The 19,840-nt window shown below is 59.5% G+C and carries 15 protein-coding genes; 6 read left to right on the top strand and 9 right to left on the bottom strand.

Annotated features, from left to right (window positions below):
• Positions 1-251 precede the first annotated feature (251 nt).
• From G5195_RS17430 to G5195_RS17420, 3 genes are read right to left on the bottom strand one after another with little or no spacing between them, the layout of a single operon-like run.
• The gene (locus G5195_RS17430) at positions 252-1,943 is read right to left on the bottom strand and encodes an N-acetylmuramoyl-L-alanine amidase (protein WP_421203501.1); all 1,692 of its coding nucleotides are present in this window, start codon (positions 1,941-1,943) and stop codon (positions 252-254) included.
• Positions 1,944-1,966: 23 nt separating this feature from the next.
• Entirely contained in the window at positions 1,967-2,440 is a 474-nt protein-coding gene (gene tsaE / locus G5195_RS17425; RefSeq protein WP_227341987.1) for a tRNA (adenosine(37)-N6)-threonylcarbamoyltransferase complex ATPase subunit type 1 TsaE, read from the bottom strand.
• Between the two features lie 10 nt (positions 2,441-2,450).
• Positions 2,451-3,962, bottom strand: coding sequence for an NAD(P)H-hydrate dehydratase (locus G5195_RS17420; RefSeq protein ID WP_421172864.1), 1,512 nt, complete (start codon positions 3,960-3,962; stop codon positions 2,451-2,453).
• A 60-nt stretch (positions 3,963-4,022) separates the two neighbouring features.
• Here G5195_RS17420 and queG point away from each other — a divergent pair, with 60 nt between their 5' ends.
• Both queG and ppgK read left to right on the top strand, forming a co-directional pair.
• Positions 4,023-5,177, top strand: a complete 1,155-nt coding sequence (gene queG / locus G5195_RS17415; RefSeq protein WP_421222467.1) for a tRNA epoxyqueuosine(34) reductase QueG — start codon at positions 4,023-4,025, stop codon at positions 5,175-5,177.
• A gap of 111 nt (positions 5,178-5,288) precedes the next feature.
• The gene (gene ppgK / locus G5195_RS17410; RefSeq protein WP_111900698.1) at positions 5,289-6,029 is read left to right on the top strand and encodes a polyphosphate--glucose phosphotransferase; all 741 of its coding nucleotides are present in this window, start codon (positions 5,289-5,291) and stop codon (positions 6,027-6,029) included.
• 104 nt (positions 6,030-6,133) lie between these two features.
• Here the strand turns inward: ppgK and G5195_RS17405 are convergent, their stop codons facing one another.
• Positions 6,134-6,589 carry a hypothetical protein gene (locus G5195_RS17405; RefSeq protein ID WP_307895440.1) on the bottom strand — a complete coding sequence of 152 codons (456 nt, stop codon included), beginning with the start codon at positions 6,587-6,589 and terminating at the stop codon, positions 6,134-6,136.
• A 504-nt stretch (positions 6,590-7,093) separates the two neighbouring features.
• Between G5195_RS17405 and metN the strand changes: the two genes are divergently transcribed.
• From metN to rfaH, 4 genes are all read left to right on the top strand, one after another.
• Positions 7,094-8,137, top strand: a complete 1,044-nt coding sequence (metN, locus tag G5195_RS17400; protein ID WP_421222465.1) for a methionine ABC transporter ATP-binding protein MetN — start codon at positions 7,094-7,096, stop codon at positions 8,135-8,137.
• Positions 8,118-8,771, top strand: a complete 654-nt coding sequence (locus G5195_RS17395) for a methionine ABC transporter permease (protein ID WP_005339070.1) — start codon at positions 8,118-8,120, stop codon at positions 8,769-8,771. Before metN ends, G5195_RS17395 begins: the two co-directional genes overlap by 20 nt.
• 25 nt (positions 8,772-8,796) lie before the next feature.
• Positions 8,797-9,597 (top strand): methionine ABC transporter substrate-binding lipoprotein MetQ, encoded by an 801-nt coding sequence (gene metQ, locus G5195_RS17390; RefSeq protein ID WP_421222463.1) that lies wholly within the window; start codon positions 8,797-8,799, stop codon positions 9,595-9,597.
• Positions 9,598-9,693: 96 nt separating this feature from the next.
• Positions 9,694-10,194, top strand: coding sequence for a transcription/translation regulatory transformer protein RfaH (gene rfaH / locus G5195_RS17385; protein ID WP_005339074.1), 501 nt, complete (start codon positions 9,694-9,696; stop codon positions 10,192-10,194).
• A 53-nt stretch (positions 10,195-10,247) separates the two neighbouring features.
• Here the strand turns inward: rfaH and G5195_RS17380 are convergent, their stop codons facing one another.
• From G5195_RS17380 to dgt, 5 genes are all read right to left on the bottom strand, one after another.
• Positions 10,248-12,224, bottom strand: a complete 1,977-nt coding sequence (locus tag G5195_RS17380; RefSeq protein ID WP_421236337.1) for a HAMP domain-containing methyl-accepting chemotaxis protein — start codon at positions 12,222-12,224, stop codon at positions 10,248-10,250.
• Positions 12,225-12,263: 39 nt separating this feature from the next.
• Complete coding sequence (locus tag G5195_RS17375) at positions 12,264-13,475, bottom strand: EAL domain-containing response regulator (RefSeq protein ID WP_421236336.1); 1,212 nt, start codon at positions 13,473-13,475, stop codon at positions 12,264-12,266.
• Positions 13,456-17,703 (bottom strand): ATP-binding protein, encoded by a 4,248-nt coding sequence (locus G5195_RS17370; protein ID WP_421236335.1) that lies wholly within the window; start codon positions 17,701-17,703, stop codon positions 13,456-13,458. Before G5195_RS17370 ends, G5195_RS17375 begins: the two co-directional genes overlap by 20 nt.
• A 221-nt stretch (positions 17,704-17,924) precedes the next feature.
• The gene (locus tag G5195_RS17365) at positions 17,925-18,128 is read right to left on the bottom strand and encodes a hypothetical protein (RefSeq protein WP_421222458.1); all 204 of its coding nucleotides are present in this window, start codon (positions 18,126-18,128) and stop codon (positions 17,925-17,927) included.
• A gap of 319 nt (positions 18,129-18,447) precedes the next feature.
• On the bottom strand, positions 18,448-19,812 hold the full coding sequence (gene dgt, locus G5195_RS17360) for a dGTPase (protein WP_421222456.1): 1,365 nt from the start codon (positions 19,810-19,812) through the stop codon (positions 18,448-18,450).
• Between the last annotated feature and the right edge of the window lie 28 nt (positions 19,813-19,840).

Genomic DNA, 19,840 nt, shown 5'->3' with positions numbered 1-19,840 from the left:
AGCCGCTCCACCACCTCTCCACCAACCGGAATCTGGTTGGCCAGAATCGGGGGGTAATATACGGATCGGCATCACTTACTCCTGAATTTCAATCTTGCGGATAGAGAGCCGCTCCACCACCTCTCCACCAACCGGAATCTGGTTGGCCAGAATCGGGGGGTAATATACGGATCGGCATCACTTGCTCCTGAATTTCAATCTTGCTGATGGTATTGGCTAACAGCGAGAGCGGTATCACCCGCTCCCGCGCGTCAGTTTTGCGGAATGTAGAGCACCTGCCCTACCTGAATATTCCGCGATTTGAGCTTGTTGATCTCTACCAGTCGCGCCTGACTCACCCCATGCTTCTCGGCAAGGCGGGAGAGACTCTCCCCCCGCTTGACCACATGGCGGATCATCTGCGACTTGTCATCACTGCGAACGGGGGCGGCAGCGCGGCTCTGCCCCTGCTGGGGAATATAGATGGTCTGACCAATCTGAATATCCCGGCTGCGCAGCTGGTTGATCTCTACCAAAGTGGATTGACTCACTCCATGCTTCTCGGCAAGGCGAGAGAGACTCTCGCCCCGTTTGACCACATGGCGGAGCATCCGAGATTTGTCATAGTCGCCCACATTGCTAACCGGCGCACCAGAATCTTGCGCAGCCTCCGAATAGGGCTTGATCACCCCGGCACCTGAACCGGTCGCAGCCGCGCCGTCACGTACTGTCGCTGGCATCTTATTGGTCACCACCGGCTGCGACTGCACTGGCTTGGGCTGGCTCACCGGCTGCGAAGCTACCGGTGCAGAGCGAGTGGTCGCGGCAGGCCTGCTCGCCTGTCCCTTGCCGGTCAACATGGCTCCCTTGGTCGGGTGGGCGCGGTAGTAGTTGCGGATCCCCTCGAAAATGGCGCGGGCCAGCTGATCCTGATAGCTTGAGGTAGCCAGCAGCTTCTCTTCCGCATGGTTGGAGATAAAGCCGGTTTCGACCAGCACCGAGGGAATATCCGGCGCCTTCAGCACAGCCAGACTGGCATGCTCCGGGGCCTTCTTGTGCAGTCGGGCAACCTTGCCCAATGAGCGCAGGATCTGACGGCTGACGTCGTAGCCTTCGGCACGGGACTTGTCCATGGAAAGGTCTAGGAAAGTTTGCGCCAGATAGGGATTGGGATCGGATTCCGCCAACACCTTGCCGACCCCGCCCAGCAGCTCGCCCTGCTTCTCCTGCTTCTCCAGCCAGCTGCCCATCTCGCGGTTGGCACGGTTGGTCGAGAGGACCCAGACAGAGGCGCCGCGCGGAGTGGAGTTATGGAAGCTGTCCGCATGGACCGACACCAGCAGATCCGCCTTGGCCTTGCGGGCAATCTCGGAACGCTTGTTGAGGTCGACGAAATAGTCGCCACGACGGGTCAGCACGGCGCGCATCCCCGGCTCGCGGTCGATCAGCGCCGCCAGCTTCTGGGAGACTGCCAGCGTAACTCGCTTCTCATAGGTACGACGCGGACCGATGGAGCCCGGGTCTTCCCCACCGTGGCCCGGGTCGATGGCAATCACCACCCCCCTGCCCTTGCCACCGACGGGCGTGGATTGCACCGCAGCCGCCGAGCGCTTCTCTTCATAAGGCAGATCGATCACCAGACGGTGACCATAGGGCCCGGCTGGTGCCAGCGGAAAGACCACCGGCTTGATGGCGGAGCTGAGATCAAGCACCAGCCGCAGGCCCCCCTTCTCCAGCGGAGTGCTCTCACGTATCTTGCGCACCAGCTCGCTGTTGTTCTCGACCCGGGCCAGATTGGTGGCATTGCTCGCCCCTTTCAGATCGATCACCAATCTATCGGGGCCAGCCAGGGTGAAGTAGTTGTAGTTGGGGGCACTGCTCATATCGAGCACCACCCGGGTGTTATCCGGTGATGGCCAGATTCGCACACTCTTGAGCTGATTCGCCCAGGAGGGTAACGCCATCAAGGAGAGAGCAATAACAAGGATCAAGCGCACGTAGATGACAACCGTTCCAGAATGGCTTCGCCAATAGCAGTGCGGGCCTCTATCAGAGCCTCGCGCTGCTCGCCTACATAAGTAAGGGTAATTTCAAGGTCAGGAGCCGGTAACCAGCCCTCGCCCTTCTCGGACCACTCCACCAGACAGAGAGTATTGGCGGCAAAATAGTCCCGAATGCCCATGAACTCCAGCTCTTCCGGATCAGCCAGACGATAGAGATCGAAGTGATAGACCTGCCAGCCATCGAGTTCGTAGGGCTCGACCAGGGTATAGGTCGGGCTTTTTACCTTGCCCTGATGGCCAAGGCCCTGCACCCAGCCGCGGGTCAGAGTGGTTTTACCAGCACCAAGCGTGCCATGCAAAAACACTGTGGTCGCCTGCTGGCAGGCCTGTGCCAGACGGCCACCCAGTGCCACGGTTGCTGCCTCGTCCGGCAGTGTCATCATCAACTGTTTTGCCATGTTCTTCTTTTTAACTTGTAATGGTGTCGGGATTAACCAGTTTGCGGATCAGCGGCAGCAGATCTGACGCCAGCATGCCCCGTTCGCCGTCAGCGGCGGCCTGATCTGCAGCCTCGCCGTGGATCACGGCGCCCAGCCAGCTTGCCATGGTGGCAGACCAGCCCTGGGCCAAAAGGGCGGCGATTATACCAGATAACAGATCGCCCATGCCGCCACTTGCCATGCCTGGGTTGCCTTCACAACAGAGTGCGACCCGCTCGCCGTCATAAATAAGTGTCCCCGCCCCTTTTAACAACACCACACCGCCATAGCGCCGCTGCAGCGCCTGCACGGCGGAAAACCGGTCGGTTTCAATGTCGGCAATGGTGCATCCCAGCAGTCGCGCAGCTTCGCCGGGATGGGGCGTGAGCACCCAATTATCCTGATGGCGGGGAGATTGCGCCAGCCAATTCAATCCATCGGCGTCCAAAACCAGTGGCAGCCGTTCGGTGAGATAACGGGCGATTTGCGCGCCTCCCCACTCATCCTGACCGAGGCCGGGGCCGATGACCCGCACCGACGCCCACCCCTTGTCATCAGCGCTGGTGAGGCTCATCAGCTCCGGTTGATAGAGACTGACCGGCGGATGTTCCGGATGCTGACACACCCGCACCAGCCCGGCCCCCGCCCGCAGGCAGGCGCGGGCCGCCAGCACGATGGCCCCCTGCATGCCGCGATTGCCCCCCACCAGCAGCACCTTGCCATAAGAGCCCTTGTGGGAAGCGCGCGGGCGCGGGGTAAGCTGCGTGCTGAGCAGCGGATAATCGATACGCCAGATGGCGGGCAGCATAGTGTCATCCGGCGTGACGCCAAGGGGATCACAGTCGAGCTGGCCGACGCAATCCACCCCGTCGCCGGTAAGCATCCCCTGCTTGATACCGATAAAGGTGAGGGTGCGAGTGGCCTGCACCACGGCCCCCATGGCACGGCCGGTATCGCCGTTGAGGCCGGAGGGGAGATCCACCGCCAGCACGGGCACAACCAAGCCATTGATTGTTGCGACGATCTTTGTCAGTAGTGGCGAGAGGGGCGTGTTGACGCCGGTGCCAAGCAGAGCATCGACCACCAGATCCGGGGCTGAGTGCCGGGCCCCATCAAACTGCTCGGCCAGCCAGACCCGGCCACCGGCCGCCAGCCACTCATCGGCGGCCCGTCTGGCATCCCCCTTCAGCTGGTCGGGTGCTCTGGCGGCAATCACCACCACCTCGATTCCAATCTGGCGGGCAAGGCGGGCCAGCACATAGCCATCACCGCCGTTATTGCCGGGGCCGACGAAAATCCACCAGCAGCGACTGTCGGGCCAATGCAGAGTGGCATAGGTGTGCAGCGCAGCACCGGCTCGCTCCATCAGGGCATAGAGAGGTTGCCCCTCACGCGTGGCCCAGTTGCGTTCCAGTGCGCGGATCTGTTCAGTCTGCCACAACCCCTGTGGTAAACTGCCCCCCTCTTTTGTGCCCAACGCGCCCCTGATGATCTCTACCATGACGGCTCCCGCCTCTTATCAATCGACCCACACCAGCAAACGCCGGCCAGGCCAAGCCGCATGAGCGCTCCTGACTTCCACCAGCTGGCCCACGATATCAAGCTCTGGGCACGGGAGCTAGGATTTGACCAGACGGGCATCACCGACACCGACCTGCGTATCGAAGAGCCGAGATTGCAGGCCTGGCTGGATGCGGGCTATCACGGCAGCATGGATTACATGGCACGCCACGGCATGATGCGCGCGCGCGCCCACGAGCTGCTGCCAGGCACGGTGCGAGTGTTGTCGGTGCGGATGAACTACCTGCCGTTCGAGGCGGGCTTTGCCGCTACCCTGCGCGATCCGACTCTGGGCTATATCAGCCGCTACGCTCTTGGTCGCGACTACCACAAGGTGCTGCGCAACCGGCTAAAACAGCTGGGTGATCGCATTGAAGCGCGCTGCGCCGAGCTGTTTCAAGGCACTGAAGATGCCTTGGGTGAGTGGCGCCCCTTCGTCGACTCCGCCCCCATCCTCGAGCGGCCACTGGCAGCCAAGGCGGGCCTAGGCTGGGTTGGCAAACACTCACTGCTGCTCAACGAATCAGCCGGCTCCTTCTTCTTTCTCGGTGAGCTGTTGCTCAACCTGCCGCTACCGCTCGACCAGCCAGTGGAGAAGGAGCAGTGCGGCAAGTGTGTCGCCTGCATCAACATCTGCCCGACCGGCGCCATTGTCGCCCCCTATGTGGTAGATGGCCGCCGCTGCATCTCCTATCTCACCATCGAGAATCACGGCCCTATTCCGGAAGAGTTCAGGCCCCTGATGGGCAACCGCATCTACGGCTGCGACGACTGCCAGCTTATCTGCCCCTGGAATCGCTACGCCGATGCCAGCCCGGAGCCCGACTTCAGCCCCCGCCCCAGCCTGCACCGCCCGCCCCTGCTGGCGCTGTGGCGCTGGAGCGAGAGCGATTTCCTCAAACAGACCGAAGGGAGCCCGATCCGCCGCATCGGCTATCAACGCTGGCGCCGCAATCTGGCAGTAGCCCTTGGCAATGGACCGGCAACCCCCGAGGTGATCGCGGCCCTGCAACTGGGGCTGACCACCGCCGAACCCATGGTGGCCGAACATATCGAATGGGCGCTGGCCACCCTTGCCCGGCGTCAGGATGAAGAGAACAAGAAGACCCGTTTGCTGATCCGCTGCATCGAAAAAGGTCTGTCGGATCACGCATAAGTGATCTGCCCCTTGCCGGATTGCAGCACTTTTTTCATGCTCTGCCGACCTGCAGTGCCCATAACAGCGTGGTCCCTGCAAACTGGTCGGCACACAACAAGGACAACACAGATGCAAATGTTGGGAGTGGATATTGGAGGCTCAGGGATCAAGGGCTGTCTGGTCGATACCAAAACCGGCGAATTGATTGGCGAGCGCCATCGCATTGCCACACCGCAACCGGCCACCCCGGCTGCCATCGCCCATACCCTCAAGGCGCTGGTCGAACACTTCGACTGGAAAGGACCGGTAGGCTGCGGCTTTCCTGCCACCATCCACAACGGGGTTGCCAAGAGTGCCGCCAACATCGACAAGAGCTGGATCGAAACCGATGCCGAGCATCTGTTTGCCGATGTCACCGGCAAGCCCTGCTATGTGCTGAATGATGCTGACGCCGCCGGTCTGGCCGAGATGCGCTTTGGGGCCGGCAAGGATCGCAAGGGGGTCATCATCCTCATCACGGTCGGCACCGGCATCGGCACCGCCATCTTCGTGAACGGCCATCTGCTGCCCAACACCGAGCTGGGCCATCTGATGCTGGAAGGAATGGTCGCCGAGCACTACTGCTCCGATGCGGCGCGCAAACGGGAAGATCTCTCCTGGAACCGCTGGGGCAAGCGTTTCAACAAGTATCTGGCGCGCCTCGAGTTTCTCTTCTCCCCCGACCTCTTCATTCTGGGGGGCGGCAGCGCAGCCAAGCTGGATAAGTTTGTCGATCGCATCGAGACCCGGGCGCCGCTTATTCCGGCGGCCAGCCTCAATCAGGCGGGCATTATCGGGGCCGCCCTCTACGCGGCCGAGCAGCAGGGCTAACCGACGCTCACTGCAAGTCAGCAGATACCAATGGAAAGGGCTCGGCACTGCTGCCGGGCCCTTTTGTTTTGCGGCCATCTTGCGTGTTTGGTGCTTATCACCCGCTACATGTCGTCGAGTCGATGCACCCCGTGCACCAGCCGAGTCAGGCGGGTCTGCTCCAGCCCGGCCAGATTCTCGAGCAAAGCGGTGGTGGCCGGTGTCGGGCACTCCCGGGCCAGATGGCTCAGCTCGCCCACCAGCTGCTCTTCCCAGCGGCATACCTGAGTGACGATATCCTGAGTCTGAACTGATGCCGGCAGCTCGAAGCGGGTAATGGCAGGCAGCATGTCCTCGCTGAAACTCTGGTTCAGCCAGGTCTCCCTGACCGCCTCTCCCAGCTGAGCGGCATATTCGTGCAGATGGGCACTGGCCGCATCCTCACGCCCTTGCAGATAGACCAGCAACATCCGGCTGCGCTCGCTATCCACCTGGTTGCTCAAACGCCGGTAACAAAGGCCGAGCTGGTGATGCACCTGTTCAAGATAGTGCAGCAACTGTTTGATCTGTTGGAATCTCATCGCACTGCCCTCCATGCTTGTCGACATCATCAGTATAAAAAACCGGCGCTACCGACCCAATCCCTATCCGAGCCCCCCTTGCGCTGCATCAAGGTTGACGCCGACAAAGTGGCGATCAGGTGCTCCGGTCACGAATAGGGAACGATTTGTGCAGCAATTTGTGCAACGATGGAGGAGCATTAAGCTCGACAGCAGATGTGAACAGAAACAAGCTGGCACACTAATAAAACCAGCATTTACCCGATATAAACCATCTTTAATTCGGTTATCTGCCGCAGGAACGAAACAGGATCTGGAAGAGCAACAATACCATCCTGATCGTTATCCGCCTGACAGAAATCCTTATCACTTTTTAGACGTCTAGACGTAAAAACATGCGTTGACATGGCCATCCAGACATCTTAGCATCATCCTCCATGATGACAGAGTAACCCAGTGGAACCTCTGCCCAATTTCCCCGCCTGTAGCGCCCTGTGCTTTAAGGCTGTTAGCACGGAAGAATCCATGATTAAGTTGATCGGTCTCAACAAAGTCTACGGTACAGGCAGTGACGCCGTGCACGCCCTGCGTGATGTGAGTCTGCATGTACCCCAAGGCAAAATTTTCGGGGTGATCGGTGCCTCCGGTGCCGGCAAGAGTACCCTCATTCGTTGTGTCAACCTGCTGGAACGCCCGACAGAAGGACAAGTCATCGTTGATGGCCAGGATCTGGTCGCCCTGAGCGAACGGGATCTGACCCAAGCTCGCCGCCAGATCGGGATGATTTTCCAGCACTTCAACTTGCTTGCCTCCCGCACCGTGTTTGCCAACATCGCCTTTCCGCTGGAGCTGGCAGGCTGGAGCAAAGAGAAGATCCAGCAACGGGTTGCCGAACTGCTGGCACTGGTCGGGCTGGAAGCCCGTGCCCAGGCCTATCCGTCCGAGCTTTCCGGCGGCCAGAAACAGCGCGTCGCCATTGCCCGCGCACTGGCACCGGCCCCCAAGGTGCTGCTCTGCGACGAGGCCACCTCTGCTCTCGACCCGCAGACCACCCGCTCGATCCTGACCCTGCTCAAGGAGATCAACGTCAAGCTGGGGCTCACCATCCTGCTCATCACCCACGAGATGGACGTGGTGAAAGGGATCTGTGACGAAGTGGCCATCATCAGCGACGGCCGTCTGATCGAACAGGGCGAAGTGGCCTGGTTCTTCAGCAACGCCAAAACCCAGCTGGCGCGTGACTTCATCCACTCCACCATCCATCTGGAGGTACCGCAGGAGTATCAGGATCGGATGAGCAGTGAGCGGGTGCCGGGCAGCTACCCGCTGGTGAAGTTCGGCTTTACCGGCAGCACAGTCGATACGCCGCTGATCTCCGAGGCGAGCCGCCGGTTCAATATCGACATCAGCATTCTGAGCGCGGACATCGAGTACGCCGGTGGCGTCAAATTCGGTTTCCTGCTGGCCGAGCTGTTCGGGGATGAAGCCCAATGCGAGGCCACCCAGCAGTTCCTTATCGACAACCACATTCAGCTGGAGGTAATGGGTTATGTCCGAAGCCATGATTAATCTGCTCATCACGGCCCTGGGCGACACCCTGATCATGGTGTTTGCCTCCGCTCTGTTCGGCTGCCTGCTGGGTCTGCCGCTCGGCGTGGCACTGCACGTGACCAAGGCGGGCCAGATCCTGGCCAACCCCTTGCTCAACCGTACTCTGGGTATGGTGGTCAACGTGGGTCGCTCGGTGCCCTTTATCATCCTGCTGGTCGCCATCATTCCGCTAACCCGGCTGATTGTCGGCACCAGTATCGGCACCATCGCTGCCATCGTGCCGCTGACTGTCGGTTGCATCCCTTTCATTGCCCGTCTGGTGGAAGGGGCCCTGATGGAAGTGCCGGACGGCCTGCTGGAAGCGGCCAAGGCGATGGGCGCCAAACCGCTGCAAATCATCACCAAGGTGCTGCTGCCCGAGGCTCTGCCCGGCATCCTCAACAGCGTCACCATTACCCTAGTCACGCTGGTGAACTACTCGGCCATGGCCGGGGCCATCGGTGGCGGCGGTCTGGGGGATGTGGGTATTCGTTATGGTTATCAGCGCTTTGACCCGACCGTCATGCTGGTGACCGTGGTTATCCTGGTAGTACTGGTTCAACTTATCCAGAGCGCGGGTGAGCGCCTGGTCAACAAATGTGATCATCGTTAATCGTCGATTTCTGACAGGAGGTTTTATGAAATTTGGCATCAAATCCGTTGCGGCTGCCCTGCTGGCTGGTCTGGTTCTGGCCGGTTGCGGTCAAAAAGAAGAGAGCAAGGTTCTGAAAGTGGGCGCTATTGCCGGCCCCGAGACCGAACTGGTTGAAGTGGCTGCCAAGGTCGCCAAAGAGAAATACGGTCTGACAGTCGAGGTGGTCAACTTCTCCGACTACGTCACCCCGAACGTGGCGCTGAACGATGGCAGCATCGACGTCAACGCTTTCCAGCACAAACCCTATCTGGATGCGCAGGTGCGTGATCGCGGCTTCAAGCTGGAGCCGGTTGGCAACACCTTCGTCTACCCGATTGCCGGTTACTCCAAGAAGATCAAGGCGCTGAGCGAGCTGCAAGATGGCGCCCAGATCGCGGTACCGAACGATCCGACCAACCTGGGTCGTTCCCTGATCCTGCTGGCCAAACAGGGTCTGATCACCCTGAAGGATGGTGCAGGTCTGGAAGCCACCGTACTGGATATCGCCAGCAACCCGCGCAACTTCAAGATTGTCGAGCTGGAAGCAGCCCAGCTGCCGCGCTCGCTGGAAGACGTGGACTTGGCCATCATCAACAACACCTTCGCCGGCCAGATTGGTCTGACCCCGACCGAGAACGGCCTGTTTGTTGAAGACAAAGAGTCCCCGTACGTCAACCTGATCGTCGCCCGCGACAACAACAAGGATGACGAGAAGGTCAAACAGTTCGTACAAGCTTTCCAGACCGATGATGTTTACAAGAAAGGTCTCGAGCTGTTCAAAGGTGGCCTGGTAAAAGGTTGGTAATTGCTCACTCGGCAAAAAAGGCCACGCAATGCGTGGCCTTTTTTATTGGCGCCGCTATCATATCCGCGAGCACGGCAACACGAACATACTCATAACATGAAAAAATGGTATCTGGCCTACTGCAAGCCAAAAGAAGAGGCCCGCGCCCGCGCCCACCTCGATGCCCAGGGTATCGAATCCTATTACCCCATGGTGGAGATCGAGAAGCTGCGCCGGGGCAAGCGAGTTCCGGTACGGGAACCCATGTTCCCCAACTACCTGTTTATCTTTGTCGATTTGGAAGAGGTGACACCGGTCACCCTGAAATCGACCCGCGGCATCAGCAGAATCATCCACTTTGGCAGTGAATGGACCCCCATCAGCAGCAAGCTGGTCTATCAGCTGATGAGCCGCGATGACAGCGACGAGGCGAGAGCCAGCTACGCCAGCCTGCCCTGCTCGGGCGACAAGGTGCTGATTGAAGAGGGGCCGCTTGCCGGCTTCGAAGCCATCTATATGGAGCCGGATGGAGAGAAACGTGCGATTTTGCTGGTCAGCCTGCTCAACCGGGAGACCACCAGCAGCTTCGACAACCACACCTTCAGACGTCTGGACTAAACCCACGGGCCAGACGGCACGATAAATCGCAATGGCGGGATGATCCCGCCATCTCACGCGTCAAGATCAAAGCGGGCGATGACCGCCTTCAGCTTGCCGGTATCGCCAGCCAGTCTGGCTACGATCTCCTCCCCCTGCTGACTGCGCAGACAGGATTGCCGACTGAGCGCAGCAATGTCATCGACCGTTCCGGCTACCTCGGCGGCCACCCGCGACTGCTGCTCGGTTGCCACCGAAATGGCCTGCAGCTGGCCCGACAGCGAGTGCACCAGCTCGTTCATGGCACTCAGGGTATCGGTCACCAATCCAACGGCATCCCGCCCCTGCTCCACCAGCCGGGTGCCGCTGCTGACGGTACTCACCGTCTGGCGAGTCTGCCGGGAGATGGCTGCAATAGTCTGGCTGATCTCGGCGGTTGATTGATGGGTGCGGGTCGCCAGCTGGCGCACCTCGTCGGCCACCACCGCAAAACCGCGCCCCTGCTCGCCTGCCCGTGCCGCTTCTATCGCCGCATTGAGTGCCAGCAGATTGGTCTGCTCGGCTATAGTGGCGATCACCTCGGTGATCTGCCCCACCTGTTCACTCTGATGCTCCAGCAGCCCCATGGCCTCGTTGGCCTGCCCAATCATGGCGGCAATCTGCTGCATGGTATCGCTCATTCGCGCCAGCGCAGCCTCTCCCTGACGGGTCTGCTGCTGCACCTGCTGGGCACTATCCGCCACACCGGCAATGTTGCCAGCCACATCACGGGCACTCACTGACATCTGATCGATAGCTGCCGCCACCGCATCGACCCGCTGATCCTGCTCCGTCAGATCCGCCACTATGGCTCTGGTGGTGTTGCCCACATCAAGACAGGCCTCTTCGACCTGTCCCACTGCGCCCTGCAACTCGCCGACCAGATCACGTAACTGGGCAGACATCCGGTTGATGGAGCCGGTCAATCCACCCAGCTCATCCTGACCCGTTATCGGCAAGGGCTCGGCCGCCAACCGACCATCCGCAACCAGCCCCGCCCGGATCACCAGACTGGCAATGTCACGGGTCAGACGACGGCTAAAGAGCCAGGCGACCAGCATGCCAAGCACGATGGCACTGCCGGTGGCCAACATCAGTGTCTGGTTGATGGCCCTTCCGGCTCCGGTCATCTGCGCCGAAATCTGATCCACCTCGGCGCGGGTTTTATTCACCTGCTGGACCAACTGCTCGCTGAGGCTGGACTGCATCGGCTCGATGTCGGTGGCCATCAGGTAGTTGGCCTGATCCCAATCCGGCGCCTGGCGCTTCTCGATCACCTGCCCCACCAGCTCGGAGAAGGGAGTCGCCATCTCTTCAAACAGCTGCCAGAGGCTCTGCTGGGTATCGGTAAAGAGCGCGGCTTGCTGCTTCACCTCAGCCACCCGCTGCTGGTGAAACTGGTAGTAATCCTGATACTTGCTGCGGTATTCGGGATCGCCTGAGATGAGAAAATCCCTCAGGGCAGAGAGGGAATTGGCGAGGCTGTTGTAGGCATCTCCCACCTGCTTGAGCAGCATGCGGCGATCGCCCGCGAGCTGATCCTGCGAGGTCGCCACCTCCTCATTGGCAAAGGATTGCAGCTGATCGAGCGCAGCCTCCGCCAGCGGCCCCGCCTCCTGCAGCATCAGGGTGTGAGCGGGCAGATTCTCTTCACTCTGGGCTATGGTCCACACCTTCTCCTGATGGCTTTTGAAGGTCTCGAGAGACTTGGCGAGCGCCGGGCTGAAGGCCTGATGGGCAATGGCCTGCCAGGCCGACTCCCACTCCTGCTTGAGGCGGGAGGCCTGAGCCGGATCCTTGCCGAGGATCAGATATCCACGCAGGGCAGAAACGGTGGCCACCAGCGCCTTCTGGCTCGCCTCATCCCGCTGCAAGGCGGGCAGCGCCTGCTCCAGCAGGGTGTGTTGGGCCTGATTGATCTGGGTCAGCCGGTAATAGACCAGCGTGGAGGAGAGCAGGATCAGCAGGTTGATAAAACCGAAGCTGAGCAGCAACTTGCTTGAGATTTTCATGAACATCCTTGTTCAAACGGAGGGATCCAGCCAACAGAATCAGATAGATATCAGTGTAGGCAATCTATCTTGCCAAGTCCGGTGCCAATTAGCCAATTCACTGCGCGGCATCGGGCGGGCAGAGAAAAATCCCTGACAGAGGTCGCAACCGAGTTGGGCCAGCACTCGCCAGGTTGCCTCATCCTCTACCCCTTCCGCCACCGACTTCAGCCCCAGCTTGCGGGCCAACTCGATACTGGACTCGATGATAGCCAAACGTGACGGATCGGCATGGCAGCGATCGACGAAAGAGCGATCCAGCTTGAGCTCGGTGAACGGCAACAGTGCCAGCTGCTGCATCGAGGAGTAGCCGGTACCAAAATCATCGATGGAGAGGCCAAAACCATGCATTCTTAGCCGGGTCAGCACCTCCAGAGACTTGCCCAGATCCTGTACGAATGCGCTCTCGGTCACCTCCAGAGTGATGAGCTCAGGATTGATACTCCAGCGCTTGCACTGATCAATCAATAAGTTGCAGAGGTCCCCTTCAATGAGTGAGGTGGTGGAGAGGTTCATCGACAGATTGAGTGACAACCCAGTTTCCTCCCATAAATGACCATCACTCAGAGATTTGCTGATTATCACCTCGGTCAACGGATCGATAAGCCCGTTGCTCTCCGCCAGTGAAATAAAACGCCCGGGAGGGATCAGACCAAACTCGGGGTGTTGCCAGCGGGCCAACGCCTCCATCCCGACCCATTCGCCGGATGCAAAACTCACCTTGGGCTGATACCAGGGCAACAATTGATCTTGCTCGATCGCCCGACGCAACTCATCGAGTCCTATTCTGTGCCCATCTTCTTCTCTGACTGGTTCCTGCCGGGGTGACCAAGCCTGGATAAGCCGCTGGAGCTGCTGCGGCGTTGAGGGTTTCTCTATGCGACCGAGCACCTGCAAGCCATAAGCGGTACTCATACGCAATACAGCTTCCACCACATCCCCCTCAAGTGCGCTGGAGAGGATAATCCCCCCGCGAAAACCGCCCAGTGACAGGCGGCGCAACAGCGCCATGCCATCCATTCCGGGCATTCGCAGATCGCAAAACAGGATATCGACGTTGTGTTGCTGGCTAAGCGCCAACGCCTCGATACCATCAACCGCTTCCAGCAGATTCTGGTAACCCAGGCTGCGGATCTGGTGCAGCAGCGCCTTGCGCTGAAATCCATGGTCTTCCACGACCATGATGACCAACTCATGTTGTGCTTTTTTCATCGAGCCATAATCCAATGTCGTGGGCAATCGCCGTCATCAACCTCTGCACTGTGCTGACCAGATCGTCGAGCTCGTCGAGCCGCTTCAATCGCGCAGCCGATTCCAGCATGGCAGCCTGGCTGGCAAGCCCCTCCAACCCGACCATTCGGGCAGCCCCCTTGATCCGGTGGGCGGTCTCAACCAAGGCGCTGGCATCATGACAAATCAGTGCTGCCATCATGGCCTCGCCATCCTGCCGGTTGGAATCGAGATACTCCACCGCCATGGCTCGCGCGGTCAGCTCGTCACCAAACAGCGCCAACCAGCGCTCAGCCTGAATGCCTGTAGCCCCAACAACGGGCGCAACCGCGCTTCTGGTTGGCGTCCTCTCTGCCAGCCAATGGGCCAGCATCTGGCGCAAGATATCCAGCGGGTAGGGCTTCAGTAACATGTCACTCATGCCTGCCTCTACCATACGAGCACTCGCCTCTTCCGACGTATCTGCCGTTACCCCTATGATGGGGGCCGTCACTCCCGCAGCCCGCAGCGCCTTGGTCAGAGCATAACCATCCATCACCGGCATATGGCAATCAGTCAGCAGCATCGAGAATTGCTGTCCCTGCCAGGCCCGCAACGCCTTTTCGCCATCTTCCACTACCAGGGATTCAATTCCGAGGATAGCCAGTTGTCGTGCCAGCAGGGCGCGATTGACCGGATGATCATCGGCCACCAGCACCCGTCCTCCCAGCTTGTCGGCCAGCGCAGGCAAAACCGGGGCGACCCGTTCCTGCAGCAGTTCGAGACAACTCTCCAGCAGCAGGTCCGGGTAGAGAGGAGAGAGCCCCAATCGCCACCACAACTGACCGCCGATCCGGCCGCGAAGGGCCTCGTTCGGTGACGCTATGATCCCTCTCAATGAGACATGCTGCAACCATCCCTGCCACTCACCGCCGAGGGCCTGCTCCAACCACAGCTGATCAGCCAGCAGCAACCCTTCCAGTGAGCGGTTGAGCTGGCTGGCATCCAGATGCCTTAGCTTGGCGCCCAACCGCCGCATGGCCGCCTCGAGGCTGGCATCGGCGCTGAAAAACCACCATTCGGTGCCAGCCAGCGGGGGCGCATCCCATTGAGGGTTGGTCAGCGGCACGGTAAAGCGGAAACGGGATCCCTCTCCCGCCTTGCTGGTCAGGGTGAGTTCGCCCCCCATTTTGCGCACCAGCTGATCACAGATTGCCAGCCCCAGCCCGGTACCACCAAAGCGGCGATTGATGTCGGACTCCACCTGCTCAAACGGAGTGAACAACAATGCCTGTTTCTCCTCGGCAATCCCGATACCGGTATCGCGGATACTGATAGCAAGCTGATCGCGCAGGTAGCTGACCCGGATGGAGACCTCCCCCTGTTCGGTGAACTTTACCGCATTGTTGAGCAGATTGGAGATCACCTGACCGACCCGTACCCCGTCGATATCGGCCCAATCAGGTACATGCTGGCCCCACTCCAGCGTCACGTTGAGCCCTTTGCTATGGGCCAGGGTAGCGTGGCCACGGATCGCATCGCAGATCACCGTCTGCAACCGGCTGACCTGACAATGCAGTTGCAACTGACCCGCCTCGATCTTGGAGAAATCGAGTATGTCGTTGACCAGATAGAGCAGGTTGTTGGTCGAGGTGACCACATTACGCACCATGTAACGTTGATCGTCGTTGAGCTCGCTCATTTGCAACAACTCGAGCATGCCGTGCATGCCGGAGATGGGGGTGCGTAACTCGTGGCTCATGGTGGCCAGAAAGCGGCTGCGCGCCTGCATCGCCTGCTCGGCATAAGCACGTGCCTCGCGCAGCTCATGCTCCTGCTGCTTGAGGGCCGTGATGTCCTGAATCACCCCGTTGAGGATCAGCGCCTGCTGCTCCTGACGGACAAAATTGCCGCGTACCTGCAGATAGCGATCCCCGTCAGGGCGCTCCACCTTGACCTCCAGATCGAGGGGGGCCAGGGTCTCGGCATGGTTGGCCACCTTGCTGACAAACTCCTGCAGGGCCTGTTCGGTAAAGCCAAATACCTCACCACCCGATTCAGCGTTAAATAAATCCTGATGAGATACCCCCAGGATCTCGTTGGCCCCCTGAGAGGCATAAAGAAAGCGTCCCTTGCCCGGCCCCAGCCACAGATACTGGTAGACTACGCCGGGCATGCTGTCGGTGATCTGGGTCAGGCGAGTTTCAGCCTGACGAGCACGCTCCTCGGCTTCCTTGATACGGCTGACATCGGTCAGCACTGTCAGCACACCCCGCATGTTGCCATCGGGGTCCCGGTAAGGGCGCTTGGCATAGATAACATGAAAAGGGGTGCCATCGGCACGCAAGCTATTGCCGGCCCCCTCCAGCTCCTGGCCGCTTTGCCATATCCTGCGCTCCTCTTCCAGCACGCTCGCACGCAGGGGCTCGGGGATGCTTTGCAGGTCGTCAAGCGCCTCGCCATTGACATCAACGAGAAAGGCATCGCGATAAGCCCGGTTGCAGAGGGTTATACGCTGCTCGCTGTCGCGCAATGCCACCATGGTCGGCAATGAGTTGAGCAGGGTCTGTACAAACAGCAACTGTTCGTTGAGTTTGCTCTCTGCGATTTTCCGCTGCGCAATCTGGCGACGCAGGCTGCGGGCCCAGAACATCACCAGCAGACCGCAGGTCAACAAGGCCACTCCGCCCAGCGCCAGCCACTTGTAGAACTGGCTGTAATCGGATTCGACATTTACCGAAACATTGAGCCAGCGCCGCTCCAGCAGTTGCCACTCCTCATCCGTGATGGTCAGCAACAGCTTGTCCATGATCCGCAGCAGCTCGGGCTGCCTGATATCAACGGCCATGCTGATGGGCACGGAAAACTCGGGGGAGCTCAGCACCACCTGATACTTTTCGTTGAAGCCCTTCATGGCCTGCTGCCCCAGATTGGTCATGGTCAACAGCACATACTCGGCTTTCCCCGTATCAAGCAGGGTAAGCAGCTCAGTATCCTTGCCCACTTCAATGACGTTGCCACCATGGGCGCTGATAAGAGAAGCCTCATAAGAACCGGTCACGCCACCAATCAGGCGCCCTTTCAGCTCCGCCAGCGACTTCAACGGACGTGCGCCGCGCCGGGATACCACATAGCTGTCGAATTTAAGGTAGGAGGAGCTGAAGGAGGCAAATGCCTCGCGATCCCTGAGCGGTGTCATCAGGGGGATCAGATCCACCTTGTGCTGTTTCAGCAGAGCCAGAGACTCTTGCCAGGTGCTGGTCGGCTCAAGTTCAAAGCGGATCCCCGAGCGCAGACTCAACAACTTCATCAAATCTGCCGCATAGCCGTGCAACACCCCTTCGTCATCAATCTCGCTGATACCGGCAAACGACGGCGCAACGGCAAACCTGACCACCTTGCTCTTCTTCTTTAACCAGGCTACCTCGTCTGGTTCCAGCAACAAACCCGCCTTGAAACGGCTGTCTTCCTGATTCAGCCGCAACCGGGCATCAGCCACCGGGATCCGCTGGTAGGCCTGCCAGATGCGATCCGTCAGCGCCGGGTCATGGGTACTGGTTGCAATGGTCAATGCACTACCGGGGATCCAGTCCGGGATCACAATCCCCATCGACTCAGGCAACCGCTCCATCTCCATGGCAATGATCGGCCCCAGAGCCAGATAAGCATCGGCCGCCCCCAGTTTGACCATATAGGTCGCCTCGTCACGGCTCTCCAGCTCGGTCACATGAGGCATCCCCAGTCGCGCCAGCTCATTGCAACTGCCAAAACCGCGAATACAGACCCAGCGAAGCTTGCGCGCCTGTTCCAGGGTCAAACGTTGATCCGGATGGCGCATCAAGATGGCGCGGGCGTAGGAGCCCAGATAGCCAATATGATTCATCCCCTCCAGCTCGAGCGCATCGAGCTCGACCCCGATCAAGGCATCAACTTGGCGTCTGTTCAGCGCACCATGGGCATCCACATAGGAGTTGTAGGAGACATAGCGCAGGGAGACCCCCATTTCTGCCGCAATACGCGAGGCCAGCTCCTTGAGCGGACCGGCATAGCGCTGATTGGGCAGTTCATAGAGGAACGGAGGATAACCACCACGGGGCACCCCGACCACCAACTCTTCATCAGCCGCACTCTGGTGGTCCGCCACTGCCTTTTCCAACTGGGGAACAGCAACAGCAGGCAGGCCGGAAAACAGCAGCAACAGGGGGAGAAAAAGCTGACGAAAGAGTGACATGAAGTCTTGTCCTGATGAGTAAAACAGATAGGCCACCATATCTAATCTTGCCGATCCTGGCGGAACAAGGCGAGAAAACATACGCATCTGTCACAAACGGGGCAGAGAGGATAGTGCCGGGGCACAGAAAAGTGAATAAAAAATCAACCTGCAAACACAAAAATGGCAGGCATTACACCTGCCACATCACCACGGGGAGAGCGTTTACCCTCCCCTATGGATCAGGTTATTCGATTCCCGAGCCGAAAGCCGGTTTGATACTCGCTTTCGCGGATATGGGCGATCTGTCCCTCAAACCCTTCCAGACCAATATCTTTCAGCAGGGCAGGTGACAGACTGACCACGGCGAGGCGACGCTCAACCCGGGCGATCCGTTTTTGAACCAAAGACTCGACACCACGCAGTAAAATCCGTTCGATAGACATGACATTCTCCAGTTGAACATGCGGTTCTCCCGGAGAAAGTGGATATCACCCTGCGGGACGAACCGCGGGTGATAAAAAGACAGGGGTTACCTGTTTACGCCACGCGGTAAAAGAGCACGAGATTTCACGCCGCACGCAGTGCCGCGAGAGAATGCAAAATTGAGCATCAGATGTTGCATTTTCATCTCCTTACCGAGTAAAAGTTGAACAGGTTGCAGAAGTCTAAAAAATATCCGAATTTAAAACAAGCCTCTTGCGGCTCCTTTTTAAACGTTTTTACGGCATTTTATGCTGTCCGTCTGGCAACGATGCCAGCACATCAGATCCCCGAGAGTAGCCGGTACTCTTCCAGTACATAGGTATCCGTCATGCCGCTGACATAATCGAGCAGCAACCGCACCCGGTAATACCACTCCTGCTCGTTCTGGCAGGCAAAACGCGGATCCGGGGTGGCGATCGCCAATCGATAGGCCTTGAGATGGCGGGCCGAGAGGCGGTGATAGAGACGGCGCGCAAAGAACAGCGCCTGACTCCCCTCCCCGGCCAGCAGGCGAGCAAACTGTGGCGCTGGCAGCGCCAATAGACAGGCATAACTGGTCAGCACCCCGCGCAGCGCCGCATACCCTTCCAGTTCGAGAGCCTCGACTTCGGGGCACATAAAGACCAGCTCGCGGGCCACCTGCTTGAGGATATCGAGCACCCGCGCCGCTGGCGCCTGGCCATGCAGCAACGCTTGCGGATAGGAGCCCTGCAAAATGGCCTGATGTTCGCTGACATAGCTCTGCGCCGCCAGCGCAACCAGATCCCGGGTCAGTTGCTGGCGAAAATGGGGGAAAAAGCCCCGGCCACTGACCAGCGCCTCATCCAGCAACGCAGCCAGATAGTCGCTCTGGTCAGCGGCCCGCAGCGCCACCAGCAGCTCTGACAGTGTCAGGATCCGCCGGTCTACCGCATCTTCCAGATCGGCGATGCAGTAGGAGATGTCATCGGCCGCCTCCATGATGTAGACCAGCGGATGGCGACAGCCGGGGGCCAATCCCAGACTCTGGCCGAGGGCACGGTAGAGCGGCTGCTCGCTAAAGAAGATGCCCCGCTTGCTGCTCCAGCCATGATGTTGGCCATAGCTCACCCCGGGTTGAGGCTGCTGCGGGTATTTGCAGAGCGCCGCTAGTTGCCCGAGCGTCAGATTGAGCTCGTGCAGGCTGTGCACCAGCCGCAAGCTCTGGGCGTTGCCATCAAACAATTGCAGATCCTGACGCAATTCAGCCCACTGGGCCGAAGGTGGCTGCGCCAGCGCCTGCTGATAGAGGGGATCGAGCATCTCGCCGAGCCACTGGCTCATCACCTGCTCGCCAAAGTGGCCAAACGGCGGGTTGCCCACGTCATGAAGCAGGCAGGACATCTCCACCAGATTGATAAAGGCCCCTTCGCAGACCATCCCGGCTGGCAAGGCGGCCAGAATACGGCGGCTGATCTGGCGACCGGTCTCCTGCACCTCCAGCGAGTGGGTGAGGCGACTGCGCACCGAGGCCTTCACATCGAGCGGAAAGACCTGGGTCTTCTGCTGCAACCGGCGCACCGGCGCCGCCTGCACGATACGGGCGCGATCCTGCTCGGTCGCCTCCAGCAAATCCTCGTCCCCCCAAGGGTGGATGCGCGCAGGGGTAATCAAACGGCTATACATCTTGCAGCTCCTTGCCAGCCACTTCCAT

Origin of the sequence: Aeromonas sp. 601039 (genome assembly GCF_049174415.1) — a bacterium.
Lineage (GTDB): Bacteria > Pseudomonadota > Gammaproteobacteria > Enterobacterales > Aeromonadaceae > Aeromonas > Aeromonas veronii_A.
Note: the sequence above shows the minus strand (reverse complement) of the source record. Positions and strands in the feature narration are given on the sequence as shown.

Excerpts from the sequence above, each read along its gene's own strand:
- G5195_RS17430 (WP_421203501.1), bottom strand. The coding sequence starts at position 1,943 with ATGGCGTTACCCTCCTGGGCGAATCAGCTCAAGAGTGTGCGAATCTGG.
- tsaE (WP_227341987.1), bottom strand. The coding sequence starts at position 2,440 with ATGGCAAAACAGTTGATGATGACACTGCCGGACGAGGCAGCAACCGTG.
- G5195_RS17420 (WP_421172864.1), bottom strand. The coding sequence starts at position 3,962 with ATGGTAGAGATCATCAGGGGCGCGTTGGGCACAAAAGAGGGGGGCAGT.
- queG (WP_421222467.1), top strand. The coding sequence starts at position 4,023 with ATGAGCGCTCCTGACTTCCACCAGCTGGCCCACGATATCAAGCTCTGG.
- ppgK (WP_111900698.1), top strand. The coding sequence starts at position 5,289 with ATGCAAATGTTGGGAGTGGATATTGGAGGCTCAGGGATCAAGGGCTGT.
- G5195_RS17405 (WP_307895440.1), bottom strand. The coding sequence starts at position 6,589 with ATGAGATTCCAACAGATCAAACAGTTGCTGCACTATCTTGAACAGGTG.
- metN (WP_421222465.1), top strand. The coding sequence starts at position 7,094 with ATGATTAAGTTGATCGGTCTCAACAAAGTCTACGGTACAGGCAGTGAC.
- G5195_RS17395 (WP_005339070.1), top strand. The coding sequence starts at position 8,118 with ATGTCCGAAGCCATGATTAATCTGCTCATCACGGCCCTGGGCGACACC.
- metQ (WP_421222463.1), top strand. The coding sequence starts at position 8,797 with ATGAAATTTGGCATCAAATCCGTTGCGGCTGCCCTGCTGGCTGGTCTG.
- rfaH (WP_005339074.1), top strand. The coding sequence starts at position 9,694 with ATGAAAAAATGGTATCTGGCCTACTGCAAGCCAAAAGAAGAGGCCCGC.
- G5195_RS17380 (WP_421236337.1), bottom strand. The coding sequence starts at position 12,224 with ATGAAAATCTCAAGCAAGTTGCTGCTCAGCTTCGGTTTTATCAACCTG.
- G5195_RS17375 (WP_421236336.1), bottom strand. The coding sequence starts at position 13,475 with ATGAAAAAAGCACAACATGAGTTGGTCATCATGGTCGTGGAAGACCAT.
- G5195_RS17370 (WP_421236335.1), bottom strand. The coding sequence starts at position 17,703 with ATGTCACTCTTTCGTCAGCTTTTTCTCCCCCTGTTGCTGCTGTTTTCC.
- G5195_RS17365 (WP_421222458.1), bottom strand. The coding sequence starts at position 18,128 with ATGTCTATCGAACGGATTTTACTGCGTGGTGTCGAGTCTTTGGTTCAA.
- dgt (WP_421222456.1), bottom strand. The coding sequence starts at position 19,812 with ATGTATAGCCGTTTGATTACCCCTGCGCGCATCCACCCTTGGGGGGAC.